A 13,513-nucleotide genomic window follows, 5' to 3' on the forward strand; every position below is an offset into this window, starting at 1 on the left:
TACAATTAAAGATAAACCATGAAACTGAGTACCACATTATGAAACCGCCTCGGATTGATCCCCTTCCCGCAGGCAGAAAGGACCGCCATGGAAAATCAAAGCCCGGTGCAATCCCTCGACCGCGCCTTCGATCTCATCGAACGGCTCTCCCTCAATCCGGACGGCATGCTCCTCATGGAGCTCTCCACCGCGTCCGGTTTGCATAAAAGCACGGTCCACCGCCTGCTTTCCGCGCTCATCTCGCTCGGCTATGTGCGCAAGGACGAAAGCTCAAACCGTTACCGGCTGACGCTCAAACTGTTTGAGCTGTCCGGCCGGGTTGTGGACAACATCGATGTGCTCGAAATCGCCAAACCCCACATCGAGCAGCTCAGGAATCACACCCAGGAAGCCATCCACCTCGTGGTGCGCGAGGGCGCCGACATCGTCTATATCCACAAGGCGGAAAGCAAGCAGTCCTCCATCCGCATGTTCTCCCGTATCGGCATGCGCCGCCCGATGTACTGTACCGCGGTGGGCAAAAGCATCATGGCCACCATGACCGACGACGAGGTCATCCGCATCTGGGAGAAGAGCGACGTGAAGCCCTACACCGAACACACCATTGTGGATTTGGGTTCGCTCTTCCGGGAGCTCGACACCATCCGGCGCTGCGGCTACGCGCTTGACAACGAGGAAAACGAGCTCGGCGTGCGCTGCATCGGCGCCGCGATCCTCGACTACACCGGCCGCGGGCGGGCCGCGCTGAGCATCTCGGCTCCGCTCGCCCGGATGACCGACGCGCGGGTTGAGGAGCTTTCCGCCGAAATCCTGGCGACCCGGACGGCAATTTCCACCGAGCTTGGCTATAAATTTTAAAAAGTGATCCGCGCGCGGCTTTCAAAAGCCGCGCGCAACTTGATTCTCTGCGTTCTGAACAGCCGGACGCCTGCATATAGATGAAGCAGACACAAATGCAGGGGAGGCTTCATCTTGAAAGGATTGCCGGAAGAACGCGCCATCACATTCGCGCATTATATCATTGACAATAACACCACGGTCCGCGCCACCGCAAAAGAATTCCATATCAGCAAATCCACGGTACACAAGGATGTAACCGACCGGCTGAAAAAGATCAATCCCATGATCTACGCCGAGGTCAAGGAAGTGTTGGAGCGCAACAAATCGGAACGTCATATCCGCGGCGGAATCGCCACGAAGGAAAAATACGCGCGGATCAAATCGCGCGTTTAACCGGAACGGACGCTGCGGCGTCCGTCCTTTTTAGCGCTTCCCTGGATCTATTTTTTACATTTTCTTGCAGAAAATGCAGGATTCAATGTATTATTTCACAAAATAATCGCGCTTTTATTTGTATATTTTAACAAATCACCTCTTGCTTCCTGAAAGAAATGAGTCTATACTTTTCAGTTGGAAAATGAAAAGGAAAAGACATTTCTAAAAGGAGGTAATTTTTGTGGAGTCCTATCACTTCTTATTTGACATCGGACTCATCCTGGTGTCCACCAAGCTGCTTGGCCTTTTAACCAAACGGTTTTCGATGCCCCAGGTAGTCGGGGCGCTCATCGCCGGACTCATCCTTGGACCCGCCTTTCTCGGGGTCCTGCATGAAACGGAGTTTCTCGATCAGGTGGCGGAAATCGGCGTAATCGTGCTGATGTTCACCGCCGGTCTGGAAACCGATATCCGCGAGCTCAAAAAATCCGGCAAGGCGTCCTTTGTCATCGCCCTGTGCGGTGTGCTTGTGCCGCTCGCCGGAGGCTTTCTGCTCGCACATTTCTTCAACGCCGGGCCCGACGCCTTTTTGCAGAACCTGTTCATCGGCGTCATCCTGACCGCCACCTCAGTGAGCATCTCGGTCGAAACGCTCAAGGAGATGGGCAAGCTCTCCACCCGTTCGGGCAACGCTATCCTCGGCGCGGCTCTCATCGATGATATCCTCGGCATCGTCGCGCTCACGCTTATCACCAGCGTGGCGGACAAATCGATTAACCTGGGCGTTGTCTGTCTGAAGATTTTGCTCTTCTTTGCGGCGAGCCTTGTGGCAGGCGTCCTGTTTCACAAGCTCGTCCAGAAGTGGACTACCAATCCCTACGGAGACAAACGCCGCTATGTCATCATCTCGTTCGCTTTCTGCCTTTTCTTCGCGTATGTCGCGGAGGCGGTCTTCGGCGTGGCGGATATCACCGGCGCGTATATCGCGGGGCTCATCCTTTCCAACACCACCCGCGTCACCTTTATCGCCTCGAAATTTGAAACCGTTTCCTATATGCTGCTTTCGCCGGTATTCTTCGCAAGCATCGGCACCAAGGTCGTACTGCCTCAGATGTCCGGTTCGATTGTTCTTTTCTCGGTGCTGCTGATGGCGATCGCCGTGCTCACCAAAGTGCTGGGCTGCGGTTTCGGCGCGAAGCTCTGTCATTACAGCAGAGATGACTGCGTGCGCATCGGCGTAGGCATGATCTCCCGCGGAGAGGTCGCCTTGATTGTCGCGTCGAAGGGGATTGCCTCCGGCATGATGAAGGAGGCATTCTTCGGCCCGGTCATCATCATGGTGGTTGCGACCACCGTGATTACCCCGATCCTTCTGAAGCTTGTCTATCGCAAGGAATCCGACGCCTACGGCGATCTGGTTGCGAGCCCGCTGGTCGATCAGTATGAGGAAGTCAAGGACTTCGATCTGGCCTCCCAGACGATGCTCAACATTCACCACAACCTCATCGAAAAAGGCCGGGAAAAACAGATTGACACCCAGCCTCCGAAACAAGCTTAGAAAAAATGCCGCCGGGTAACCCCTAGCGGCATTTTTTACCGAACTTCCCGCGTGGACAGGCCTCACCTGAGATGATAGAATGGTAAAAAGGAAGGAGGCCATCGATGGAACACACCTATTTTTTCCGGCCGCTTCACTGGAGCGCGACCGGTACCTACTATGACGAAAACGGGACGGCATTCCCGCTGGCCGGGAAGGTACAGGTCCGGCGGGACGAAGACGGCTGGACGCTCGGCGGCTACCTGGAGGTGGCTTTTCCGAAGCCGGTACGCTTCACAAACGATTACATCATCCGCGAAACCGGACGCGCGGGAACCCTGGCGTGGGAATCGGTGAATCCCGCGCTCGGAACCCTGCGCGGGACTTTTGAGATCGTCGGAGAGTGCATTGTTTCCAGTTATGTTTCGGACGACGGCATCTTCAGCGGTACCGAAACGCTCCGGCAGCTCGATGAGTCCACCTACGAGAATATAGGCGTTTCCTTTCAGGGCCGAAAACGCATGTCCGCATGGACTGCCCTGATCAAAGCCACGCCATAAGAAAAGAGGACCGCTTCGCGGTCCTCTTTTTATGCGGTTTTTTATGGCAGTTCAGGGCCCTGCGGCTCTCTTGGGCCTTCGGGCGCGGGACCGTGGTTCAAAAGCTGATGGTATTTGGCGATGAACAGCACGATACAGGTACAGGCGGCCAGAATGTCCGAAACCGGCTCTGCGATGATGACGCCGAGGGTCTTCGGTTCAATAAACTGCGGCAGCAGCAGCACAAGCGGTATAAGCAGAATCAGCTTGCGAAGCACTGCGATAAAGATCGAAACCTTTGCCTGTCCAAGCGCGATGAACACCTGCTGGAAAGCGAGCTGGAACCCGAAAATCAGCATGCCGAGGAAGAAGATCCGCATACAGGATGCGGTCAGCGCGGCGAGTTCGGGTTCGCCTGTGAAAATCGCAATCGGCCACTGCGGGAAAAAAATGCAGACTGTCCAAAGCACAACCGAAAATCCCACGCAGAAGATGGTCATAAACTTGATGGCGGATTTGACCCGTTCATGATCGCCCGATCCGTAGTTATAGCTGATGATCGGCTGAGTACCCTGTGCAAAGCCCTGCACCGGCATCATGAAAAACTGCATGATACTGCTCATGATGACCATCGCGCCCACATAGAGGTCGCCGCCGTATGCGGCGAGCGACTTGTTGAAGGCAATCTGGATGAGGCTTTCGGTACTCTGCATGATAAACGGCGACATCCCCAGCGCGATCGCACTCCCCGCGATCTGCGGGTTGATACGCAGATATTTTTTCTTAAGGCGCAGGTTTGAACGTTTCGAGGTGATGAACCGGATGACCCAGATCGCCGAAACGGTCTGCGACAGAATCGTGGCGAGCGCCGCGCCGCGCACACCCATGCCGAACACAAAGATGAAGATCGGGTCGAGGATGATGTTGAGCGCCGCACCGATACAGACGGTTGCCATCGAGGTGTTTGCGAAACCCTGCGCCGAGATGAACTGGTTCATACCGAGCGCGATCTGCACGCTGATGGTGCCGATCAGGTAAATGCCCAGATAGCTGGAAGCATACGGCAGCGTGTCGGGGCTTGCGCCGAACAGGATGAGCAGCGGGTCCTTGACGACCAGCAGTACGCCTGTAAGCACGACCGCAGCCAGGCAAAGCATGAAAAAGCAGTTGCCCATCATCTCCTCCGCCTTGTCCTTGTTGCCTTCCCCCATCTTGATCGATGCGAGCGGCGCGCCGCCGAACCCGATGAGCGCCGCGAACGCGGAAACGATAATGATGATTGGGAAAGTGACGCCCACGCCGGTGAGGGCGATGGTGCCGTCGCCCGGCATGCGGCTGATGTACATGCGGTCGACCATATTATAGAGTGCGTTGATGAGCTGCGCGGCGATTGCCGGAGCGGAGAGCGACAAAATCAGTTTTGGGATGCTCTCATGGGCAAAGCGCGCGTCCATATCCTTTCTGGCCAAGGATAAAACCTCCTTCTGCGTTTTGCAGTACTTTCTTCATTGCATTAAATAGTTATTATACACAATCAGCACCGCAACAGCAACCGAAATTTGTAAACAAACTGTGTCCGCCAAAAGGTTTGGGCAACCTGCCTGGCTGCATCCCGCGGTTGACAAATCCGTCCGTGCCCGGTATACTAAAAACCGGCGGCCATCCCTTTGAAAAGGCCGGCTGCGGCAGGCCAGGAAGGCGTGCCGCAAACGCGCAGAAGCGCGTCCCTGTGCATCGGATGCCTGCCGCTTTCGTTTTTCCCATCCGCACGACCATGACTGTACTATATTGGAATATTTGGAATCACGAAGATTTCATGCGCGTCCGTGAATGGACGCGCGGAAGTTTCCGTGTTTTTTTATGCGCAAAAACACACAGGAAAGGAGGGGCCCTCGATGCGCCGCACCATTTTTCGTCTTTGCAGGCGGCTTGCCGTTTTTTTGTTCGCGCTGCTGGCGCTTTCGGCCTTCACCTTCTTTCTTTCCCGGCTCGCGCCCGGCGACCCGCTCAAGAGCTTTTACGGCGAGAGCGTCGAGCGGATGAGCCTCTCCGAGCAGGTCGCGGCCCGGACACGGCTGGGGCTCGACGCGCCGCTGCCTGTTCAGTATGGACGTTGGCTTTCGGCCGCGCTGCATGGGGAGTTCGGCATCTCGCTCAAATATAAGCAGCCGGCAGCGCCGGTCATCGCGGGTTTTCTGCCGAACACGCTGCTGTTGGGCGGGCTCTCCTATCTGCTGACCTTCGCGCTGGCGGTGCCGCTCGGCGTGTTCTGCTGCCTGCGGGAGGATTCCCTTGCCGACCGGATCATCTGCAAGGTGGGAACCATCACCGGCTGCATCCCGTCCTTTTGGATCGCGCTGGTGCTGATTCTCATCTTCAGCGTAAACCTCAGGCTGCTGCCCTCGAGCGGCGCTTACGCAATGGGACAGCCGGATGATCTTTTCAGCCGGCTGCGGCATCTTGTGCTGCCGCTTGTCGTCATGGTACTCGGGCATCTGTGGTACTACGCCTATCTGGTGCGCAACAAACTGCTCGACGAGGCGCGCAAAAGCTATGTTCTGCTCTGCAAAGCGCGCGGGCTCACCAACCGGCGGATTGTCTGGGCGCACTGCCTGCGGGGTATCCTGCCGTCGCTCTTCAGCATCATGGCGGTTTCGGTGCCGCATATTCTGGGCGGGACCTATGTGGTCGAAAAGGTCTTTTCCTATCCGGGCCTTGGCACCCTCTGCTTTGAAAGCGCAAAATATCACGACTATAACCTTTTGATGCTCCTGAGCCTCATGACCGGCGCGGTGGTGATCGCGTCCGGGATGCTTGCGCAGGCGCTCAGCGAGCGGATCGACGCGCGCATGGTGCGGGAAGGGGACGCTGACGCATGAGGGACGATCTTTTCCGTGTGGTAGGCGCCGGATGGCGCCAGCCCGTTTTGGTTTCCGCCGCTCCCACGCGCAAAAAAAGCTTCCCATGGCTTTCGGCAGTGCTTCTCGGGTTTATCCTGTCCGGCTGTGTCTTTGCGGATCTGCTTCGCGCGGGTGACCCGGGCTACCTTGACCTTGTGAACGCGGGACATGCGCCCTGCGCCGGCTTCCCCTTTGGCACCGACCTGCTCGGACGCGACCTGTTCGCGATGATCTGGCACGGAGGCCGGGTTTCGCTGACGGTAGGGCTGCTGGCCGCCGCCATCGCAACCGGACTGGCAGTCGTCTACGGAAGCGTGAGCGGCCTTGCGGGCGAAAAACTTGACGCGCTGCTTATGCGGGCCTGTGAACTGCTGCTGAGCGTGCCGTCCATCCTGCTGGTCATTTTTCTGCAGGCGATTGCGGGCCAGGCAAACCCCGTCCGGATCGCCTGTGTCATCGGCGCGACCAGCTGGATGAATATGGCCAAGGTGGTGCGCAGCGAAGTGCGCCAGCTCTCGCAGAGCGACTACATCCTCGCGGCGCGCGCCATGAACGGCAGCTTCTGGCATGTCCTGCGGCGGCATCTCGTTCCAAATTTCATCCCGTCGATCATGTTCATGGCGGTCACCGCCATCGGTTCCGCCATTGGCACCGAATCAACCCTGTCGTTTCTCGGTATCGGCCTGCCACCTGAAGCGGTTTCGTGGGGCAGCCTTCTCTCCCAGGCGGATCAGGCGCTTCTCTCGAACCAGTGGTGGCTCATCCTGATCCCCGGTATCTTCCTCGTGGTTACGCTCGTCTGCATCACCGACCTTGGCAACCATATCCGCCGCGAAATGGGCCGCGGATGCAGCAACCTCACCCCCGACTGACATTTTGAAAGGAAGTACGCTTCAATGAAACGTCTCTATAAACCGCTCGCCCTGCTCCTTGGCTGCCTGCTCATCCTGAGCGGCTGCTGCGCACCGGCCGCTTCCGGCAGCTCCGCCGCCCCCGCGGCCTCAAATCCCGGTGCTTCTGCGCCCGCGCCATCCACCCTCCTCTACGGCAGCGGCGACTATACCGCCATCAATCCCGCGCTCTATGAACACGGTGAAATCAACCTGCTTCTCTTCTCCGGGCTCACCGCGCACGGCCAGGATAATCAGATTGTGCCCGCGCTGGCCGAAAGCTGGGACTATGACGAAAGTTCCAGCACCTACACTTTCCATCTGCGCGATGGGGTCAAATGGCACGACGGCGAGCCGCTCACCTCCGCCGATGTAAAGTTTACTCTGGAAGCGATTATGGACCCGCAGAATGCCTCGGAGATCGCCTCGAACTATGAGGAAATCGCTTCGATCGAAACGCCGGATGACCGGACGGTAAAGATCTCGCTCACAGCGCCGAACGTCGCGATGCTCGATTATCTGACCATCGGCATCCTGCCGGCCCACCTGCTCGAAGGCAGGGACCTTATCACCGACCCGTTCAACCAGGCGCCGGTCGGCACCGGGCCCTACAAGCTCACCGCATGGGACATGGGACAGAGCATCACGCTCGAAAAGAATCCGGATTACTTCGGCGGGCAGCCGCAGATTGACACCATCATTTTTAAGATCGTGCCGGACACCAAGGCCCGGGCGCTCCAACTACTGTCCGGCGAGCTTGACCTCGCGCAGATCGTCCCGCATGACAAGGCCCAATTCGACGGCAATGATCAATTCACCGTCTACGATATGAAAACCGCCGACTACCGCGGCATCCTCTATAATTTCGCAAACCCGCTTTTCCGGGATCACCGGGAACTGCCCGCCGCGCTCAGCTACGCCATTGACCGCCAGCCGATCATCGACAGCGTCCTCATGGGCTACGGGCAGATCGCCTATTCGCCGCTGCAGGCCGGTCCGTATCTGAATCCGGGCATTGAAAAATACGATTACAATCCCACAAAAGCAAAGGAACAGCTCGAACAAGCGGGCTGGGAAACCGGCGCGGACGGGATCTATGAAAAGAACGGCATCCGCCTCGCCTTTGCAATCAACTGCGGCGAAGGCGACCAGGTGCGCATCGATATGGCGAAGATCTGCGCGCAACAGCTGCGGGAGATCGGAGCGGATGTAACCGTGGCGGTGAACGCCCAGACCGACTGGGCGAACCAGGAGGCCTATCTCATCGGATGGGGCAGCCCGTTCGATCCGGACGACCACACCTACAAGGTGTTCGGCACTCAAAAAGGTTCCAACTTCAGCGCCTATTCCAACGGCGAAGTTGACCGGCTGCTGACCGAGGCGCGTGAAACAGACGACGATGCAAAGCGCAAAGCGTTCTACAACGAATTCCAGGAAGTGCTGGCGGCCGACCCCGCCTACACCTTCATCGCTTATGTCGACGCAATTTACGCCTGCGACAGCCGCCTTCAGGGGATCACGCCGGACACAGTGCTCGGCCATCACGGGGTGGGCATCTTCTGGAATGTGGCAAGCTGGATTTTTGAAAAATGAAACCAGCCTGGCGAAAGGGGTTTTGAGATGTCCGCCCTGCTCGAAATCGAAGATCTGCAAATCGAATTTGAAACCGATTCGTCCCCCATCCATGCGGTGCGGGGCGTTTCGCTGCGCCTTGCGGCGGGAGAAACGCTCGCCGTTGTGGGCGAATCCGGCGCGGGCAAATCCGCCCTCTGCAAAAGCATCCTGCGTATTTTGCCCGCAAAGGGACACATCACCGGCGGAAGCATCCGTTTTGACGGGCGGGATCTGCTCGCGCTTGCTGCAAAAGAGATGCGCGGGCTGCGCGGCGGCCAGATTGCGATGATTCTGCAGGACCCCGCGACCAGCCTGGACCCGACCCGCACCATCGGAATGCAGATTTGCGAAACCATCCGCCTGCATGAGCGCATAAGCCGCAAGGCGGCGGCCGAACGCGCCGAAAGCCTGCTTCGGATGGCCGGGATTGATGCGCCGCGGGAGCGCCTGCGCCAGTATCCGCATCAGCTCTCGGGCGGGCAGCGGCAGCGGGCGGTCATCGCAATGGCCCTCTGCTGCAGGCCGCGGCTGCTGCTTGCGGACGAACCGACCACCGCGCTTGACGCGACCGTGCAGGCGCAGATCCTTTCCCTCCTGAAAACCCTGCAAAAGGAGACCGGCGCGGCCATCCTGCTCGTGACCCACGACCTTTTGGCCGCGGCGCGGCTCGCCCATCGGACAGCGGTCATGTACGCGGGCCGGGTGGTGGAAACCGGTACGGCGGCCGAAGTTTTCGGAGATCCGCGCCATCCCTACACCTGGGGACTGATGTCCGCGCTACCCGCCTTCGCAAAAAACTGCGGTCAGCTGCGCTGCATCCCCGGCGCGCCACCTGATCTGCGCGAGCCGCCCAGGGGGGACCCCTTCGCGCCGCGCAATCCCTACGCGCTCGCGATCGACTACGAGGAGGAGCCCCCGCTTTTCCACCTTGGCGGCGAACATTACGCGGCGAGCTGGCTTTGCGATCCGCGCGCGCCAGAAATTTCGGCTCCGATACGGCTGCATTGCCATGCGGGAGTCACGGGGGGTGAAGCGGGTGAGTGAGCCGATCCTGGAAGCCCGGGGGCTGACCCAGGACTTTCCGCTTGGGCGCGGCGGGAAAATCCGCGCGCTCGACGACGTTTCTCTTGCGATTGTGCCGGGCGAGGTTTTCGGGCTTGTGGGGGAATCCGGCGCGGGCAAATCCACCCTTGGGCGGTGTTTTCTCGGGCTTCGCCGCCCAGACGCGGGAGAGCTTCTCTTTCAGGGGCATCCTGTGGTCTCAGCCGCGGACCAAAAAAGGCTGCGGCAGGCCGCCGGAATGATCTTCCAGGACCCTGCCGCCGCAATGAATCCGCGCATGCCTGTATTCGAGATCGTTGCGGAACCGCTGCGCATTGCAAAGGCCGCGTCCGGCGCGGCCTTGCGCGCGCGGGTTTCGGGCCTGCTCATGCAGGTGGGGCTGGATGAGGGATTTCTTGCCCGCTATCCTGGCGAGCTTTCCGGAGGACAGCAGCAACGGGTCTGCATCGCGCGGGCCTTGGCCTGCGATCCGCTGCTGCTCGTGGCGGATGAGCCGGTCGCCTCGCTCGATGTTTCCGCGGCCGCGCAGATCGCAAACCTGCTCATGGAACTGCGCCGGAGACGAAAACTCGCCTGCCTTTTCATCTCGCACGACCTTTCGATGGTGCGGCATCTCTGCGACCGCATCGGCGTACTTTGGCACGGAAGGCTGGTCGAAGCGGCTCCCGCGGCCGAACTCTGCGGCAACCCGCGCCACCCTTACACCATGGCGCTGCTCGCGGCGTCCGCCTGCGGATGCTCCGCGATAAAGCCGCTGCCGGACCGCCAGCCGCCGGACGGCGGCGGCCTGCGGGAAATTTCGCCGGGACATTTTGTGCTGCAATAGAAAAAGAGGCCGCTGCAAAAAGCAGCGGCCTCTTTTTCTGATGGCGCGGTTCAGTTTTTTGCAAAGTAGGCGCGGTTATAAAGAACCGAAGGGTCATCCGGCTTATAGCTTCCAGCGCGTTCGTTATACGCCTTTGCCTTTTCCCGGTCCCCGAGACGGTCATAACAGATGCAGAGCTGGATACACGGCAGGTATCCGTAACAGTCGGGGCTGACAAAGCCGCCCGTGCGGTCGTCCCGTTCCCGCGTGAGCGCGAGCTCATACCAAAAGACGGCTGTGGGATAATCCCCCCGCTCGAAAAAGCACCGGCCGATTTCGCAGCAGAGTTCGGCGCGCGGCGCGGCGTAAGCCATTGCGCCAAGCAGCGCCCGCAGCGCGCCGTCCGCGTCCCCCAGAGCGCTTTTGCACCATGCGATACACCGGCAGGCCTCCAGCTGGTTTTCGATCCAGCCCTCCGGCTGCCTGAGGAAGGCTTCCAGCTCCCGCACCGCGTCGTCATACCGGGCGTTATAGTAAAGCTCCCGTGCGTAGTAGAACCGTTCACGCGGGACGAGCGATCTTCCCCTGGCAAGCATCGATTCGTAGATGCGCAGGTTGCGCAGCGGATCACCCGCGCGCTCTTTTTTATGGGTCACCGCGATTTCAGCGTATTCGACCCTGCCGCGCGGAGCGATCGCCTCATGCACCGCGCCTTCCCAACGAAAGTCCGCATGATTTTTCAAAATCCGTTCCCGGTAATAGGAAAAGGTCGGTTCCCCGTCCTGGCCAAAAGCGGTATTGTAACGCAGCATCACCACATCCACCGCAGGGTCAAGGGTTTGCTTGAGGCGAAGCAGCGCGTCGCGGTCACCAGGGAGAAGCAAATCGTCCGCATCAAGCCACATGCAGTACTGCATGCCCGCCTTCTCAAAGGCGAAATTGCGCGCCGCGGCAAAATCGTCGATCCATTCGAAGTCGTAGATCCGTGCGCCATGCGCTTTGGCAATCTCCCTGGTCCGGTCGGTGCTGCCGGTATCCACGACGATTATCTCATCTGCCGCCGTCCCGACGCTTTCCAGGCACCGCCCAAGCACCGCCTCCTCATTCTTTACGATCATACATAGGCTGATGGTTATCATAAAAAATCCATATCTCCTTCAAAGGCAATCTTTCCCTGGCCATTTTATGCGGCGCTCCATGGGAAAGTGCCTTGACAAGCTTCCGGCTTTCCCCTACCATGGGAAATATGACAGGCTGTTGTCAGGTAAATGGTGATATATTTTTCATGGAGGTGGGAACCATGCTTGAAATTCCGGAGAGCCGCCGTCTGGCAAAGCAGCTCGCACAGACCTTTACCGGCAAAACCATCGTCAGGGTTTGGGCGAGCGCCTCGCCGCACCGGTTCGCTTTTTTTAACGGCGACCCGGCGGATTATCCCGCCCTGCTCGAAGGCAGATCCGTCACCAGCACGGTTTCACTGGCCGGACAGGTGGAGCTTGCCCTGGAGCAGATGCGGCTGCTCTTTGGCGACGGGGTCAACCTGCGAATGCTTTCTCCCGGTGAGCGCCGTCCGGCCAAACATCAGCTGCTGGTCGAATTTTCAGACGGCTTTGGTTTTTACGGCACCGTTTCGATGTACGGCGGCCTGTGGGCTTTTCGCGAAGGGGAAAACGACAATCCTTATTATCTCGCCGCAAAGGAAAAACCCTCCCCGCTCACCGCAGCGTTTGACGCGGATTACTTCGCGGGCATCTGGCAGGCGGCCAAGCCAACCCTCAGCGTCAAAGCGCTGCTCGCGGCCGAACAGCGCATTCCGGGCCTTGGGAACGGGGTTTTACAGGATATCCTGTTCGCGGCGCGGCTCAACCCGCAAAGCCATGTCGGCGCGCTCGATAGAACCGACCGCGACCGGTTATTTTCCTGCGTGCGGCAGGTGCTGCGCGAGATGACCGAAGCAGGCGGCCGCGACACCGAACGCGGCCTGTTTGGTGAACCGGGCTGCTATCATACGAAAATGTCCGCCAAAAATTATCCGGGGTTCTGCCCAGTCTGCGGCGCGCCGGTCGTGCGCAAAGCATTTCTCGGCGGAAACGTCTATTTCTGCCCCAAATGCCAGCCGGTACAAAAATGATAAACGAAAAGCCCGTCCGCCAATTGGCGGACGGGCTTTTTATTTGGCGCGCCCGAGGGGATTCGAACCTCCGACCTACCGCTTAGGAGTAGACCCGATACGACATCGGGAAGTGGCATCTAATGCTTAAAAATGCTTGGAAATACAAGGTTTTTCAGCATTTCAAATCCCATCTGATACTACGCTGTGATAGCTAATTCAGAGGGATTTTACACCGTCCGATTGGCTCGAAATTAGCAAGTCTTTCGATTTTTGGTGGACGTTGCAAGTGCAAGTAAATGTCACTATGTAACTTCTCGTGATGCGAAATGATAGGAAATCCTATTCATTCTCGTGTGAGGGTGCGGGTGTCCTTAGACACAGATTTCAGTCTGTTTTATATATCATTTCAAAATGAATTTTTCAACCAGAATTATTAAGAATTTCAAAGGTTTTTCAGACTCAATGATTCTATGTAATTTAGACCCGCCGAAGCAGGTCTTTTTTTATTTCAGCATAATCTCTCTATCCTCAGCGCCGAGCATATAAGCACCCTTGGCAAAAGCATCCCTTGCAAGAAGCTCTGCTACATCAACCCTATCGAACAGCATCCATATTTCTTTCTCTTTCGGAGTCAGTTCATGGCTATGGTCAAACAAATGCTCAAGTCCCAATCCTTCAAGCAATGCCGACTTTGCTGCTTTGTATTCCTCAGCTCTGCCAACATATTCGTCGTTCCTTTCCTTGGAAAATGCCTCGATATTGTCAGCTCTCAGATGCTCGTAATACTCGTCCATAAAGATTCTATCCATACTCGTTGACCTCCATAACAAAAAAATAA

The 13,513-nt window shown here is 57.9% G+C and carries 13 protein-coding genes; 10 read left to right on the forward strand and 3 right to left on the reverse strand.

The annotated features are described in order from the left end of the window. Positions 1–87: 87 nt before the first annotated feature. From DWV16_RS01675 to DWV16_RS19470, 4 genes are all read left to right on the forward strand, one after another. A complete protein-coding gene (locus DWV16_RS01675; protein WP_066456962.1) occupies positions 88–858 on the forward strand; it encodes an IclR family transcriptional regulator in 771 nt (256 codons plus the stop codon). A gap of 114 nt (positions 859–972) precedes the next feature. Beyond that, complete coding sequence (spoIIID, locus tag DWV16_RS01680) at positions 973–1,233, forward strand: sporulation transcriptional regulator SpoIIID (protein WP_066456960.1); 261 nt, start codon at positions 973–975, stop codon at positions 1,231–1,233. A 223-nt stretch (positions 1,234–1,456) separates the two neighbouring features. Continuing rightward, positions 1,457–2,773 carry a cation:proton antiporter gene (locus tag DWV16_RS01685; protein ID WP_118477655.1) on the forward strand — a complete coding sequence of 439 codons (1,317 nt, stop codon included), beginning with the start codon at positions 1,457–1,459 and terminating at the stop codon, positions 2,771–2,773. Between the two features lie 104 nt (positions 2,774–2,877). Continuing rightward, the gene (locus DWV16_RS19470; RefSeq protein WP_118477656.1) at positions 2,878–3,312 is read left to right on the forward strand and encodes a hypothetical protein; all 435 of its coding nucleotides are present in this window, start codon (positions 2,878–2,880) and stop codon (positions 3,310–3,312) included. A 41-nt stretch (positions 3,313–3,353) separates the two neighbouring features. Here DWV16_RS19470 and DWV16_RS01695 read toward each other — a convergent pair whose 3' ends face one another. Beyond that, positions 3,354–4,745 (reverse strand): MATE family efflux transporter, encoded by a 1,392-nt coding sequence (locus tag DWV16_RS01695; protein WP_118477682.1) that lies wholly within the window; start codon positions 4,743–4,745, stop codon positions 3,354–3,356. 441 nt (positions 4,746–5,186) lie between these two features. Between DWV16_RS01695 and DWV16_RS01700 the strand changes: the two genes are divergently transcribed. The 5 genes from DWV16_RS01700 to DWV16_RS01720 are packed head-to-tail and all read left to right on the forward strand — an operon-like array spanning position 5,187 to position 10,583. Then, on the forward strand, positions 5,187–6,170 hold the full coding sequence (locus tag DWV16_RS01700; protein ID WP_066456953.1) for an ABC transporter permease: 984 nt from the start codon (positions 5,187–5,189) through the stop codon (positions 6,168–6,170). Then, positions 6,167–7,063: an ABC transporter permease gene (locus DWV16_RS01705; protein WP_118477657.1), complete on the forward strand. Its 897-nt coding sequence runs from the start codon at positions 6,167–6,169 to the stop codon at positions 7,061–7,063. The genes DWV16_RS01700 and DWV16_RS01705 overlap by 4 nt, the downstream gene beginning before the upstream one ends. Positions 7,064–7,087: 24 nt before the next feature. Beyond that, on the forward strand, positions 7,088–8,674 hold the full coding sequence (locus DWV16_RS01710) for an ABC transporter substrate-binding protein (protein WP_118477658.1): 1,587 nt from the start codon (positions 7,088–7,090) through the stop codon (positions 8,672–8,674). Positions 8,675–8,701: 27 nt separating this feature from the next. Continuing rightward, entirely contained in the window at positions 8,702–9,739 is a 1,038-nt protein-coding gene (locus DWV16_RS01715; RefSeq protein ID WP_066456942.1) for an ABC transporter ATP-binding protein, read from the forward strand. Next, a complete protein-coding gene (locus DWV16_RS01720) occupies positions 9,732–10,583 on the forward strand; it encodes an ATP-binding cassette domain-containing protein (protein WP_243007251.1) in 852 nt (283 codons plus the stop codon). The genes DWV16_RS01715 and DWV16_RS01720 overlap by 8 nt, the downstream gene beginning before the upstream one ends. A 50-nt stretch (positions 10,584–10,633) precedes the next feature. Here DWV16_RS01720 and DWV16_RS01725 read toward each other — a convergent pair whose 3' ends face one another. Next, positions 10,634–11,701 (reverse strand): glycosyltransferase, encoded by a 1,068-nt coding sequence (locus tag DWV16_RS01725; RefSeq protein ID WP_118477660.1) that lies wholly within the window; start codon positions 11,699–11,701, stop codon positions 10,634–10,636. Positions 11,702–11,862: 161 nt separating this feature from the next. On the opposite strand from DWV16_RS01725, the gene DWV16_RS01730 reads away from it, so the two are divergent. Beyond that, positions 11,863–12,693: a zinc finger domain-containing protein gene (locus DWV16_RS01730; RefSeq protein WP_118477661.1), complete on the forward strand. Its 831-nt coding sequence runs from the start codon at positions 11,863–11,865 to the stop codon at positions 12,691–12,693. Between the two features lie 485 nt (positions 12,694–13,178). Here DWV16_RS01730 and DWV16_RS01735 read toward each other — a convergent pair whose 3' ends face one another. Continuing rightward, positions 13,179–13,484 (reverse strand): hypothetical protein, encoded by a 306-nt coding sequence (locus DWV16_RS01735; protein ID WP_002304425.1) that lies wholly within the window; start codon positions 13,482–13,484, stop codon positions 13,179–13,181. Between the last annotated feature and the right edge of the window lie 29 nt (positions 13,485–13,513).

The sequence above is a fragment of the Anaerotruncus sp. AF02-27 genome, from assembly GCF_003465835.1.
GTDB classification, from domain to species: domain Bacteria; phylum Bacillota; class Clostridia; order Oscillospirales; family Ruminococcaceae; genus Anaerotruncus; species Anaerotruncus rubiinfantis.

Bases quoted from the DNA above. Each gene is read 5' to 3' on its own strand.
- DWV16_RS01675 (WP_066456962.1), top strand. From the start codon at position 88: ATGGAAAATCAAAGCCCGGTGCAATCCCTCGACCGCGCCTTCGATCTC.
- DWV16_RS19470 (WP_118477656.1), top strand. From the start codon at position 2,878: ATGGAACACACCTATTTTTTCCGGCCGCTTCACTGGAGCGCGACCGGT.
- DWV16_RS01695 (WP_118477682.1), bottom strand. From the start codon at position 4,745: ATGGACGCGCGCTTTGCCCATGAGAGCATCCCAAAACTGATTTTGTCG.
- DWV16_RS01700 (WP_066456953.1), top strand. From the start codon at position 5,187: ATGCGCCGCACCATTTTTCGTCTTTGCAGGCGGCTTGCCGTTTTTTTG.
- DWV16_RS01705 (WP_118477657.1), top strand. From the start codon at position 6,167: ATGAGGGACGATCTTTTCCGTGTGGTAGGCGCCGGATGGCGCCAGCCC.
- DWV16_RS01710 (WP_118477658.1), top strand. From the start codon at position 7,088: ATGAAACGTCTCTATAAACCGCTCGCCCTGCTCCTTGGCTGCCTGCTC.
- DWV16_RS01715 (WP_066456942.1), top strand. From the start codon at position 8,702: ATGTCCGCCCTGCTCGAAATCGAAGATCTGCAAATCGAATTTGAAACC.
- DWV16_RS01725 (WP_118477660.1), bottom strand. From the start codon at position 11,701: ATGATAACCATCAGCCTATGTATGATCGTAAAGAATGAGGAGGCGGTG.
- DWV16_RS01730 (WP_118477661.1), top strand. From the start codon at position 11,863: ATGCTTGAAATTCCGGAGAGCCGCCGTCTGGCAAAGCAGCTCGCACAG.
- DWV16_RS01735 (WP_002304425.1), bottom strand. From the start codon at position 13,484: ATGGATAGAATCTTTATGGACGAGTATTACGAGCATCTGAGAGCTGAC.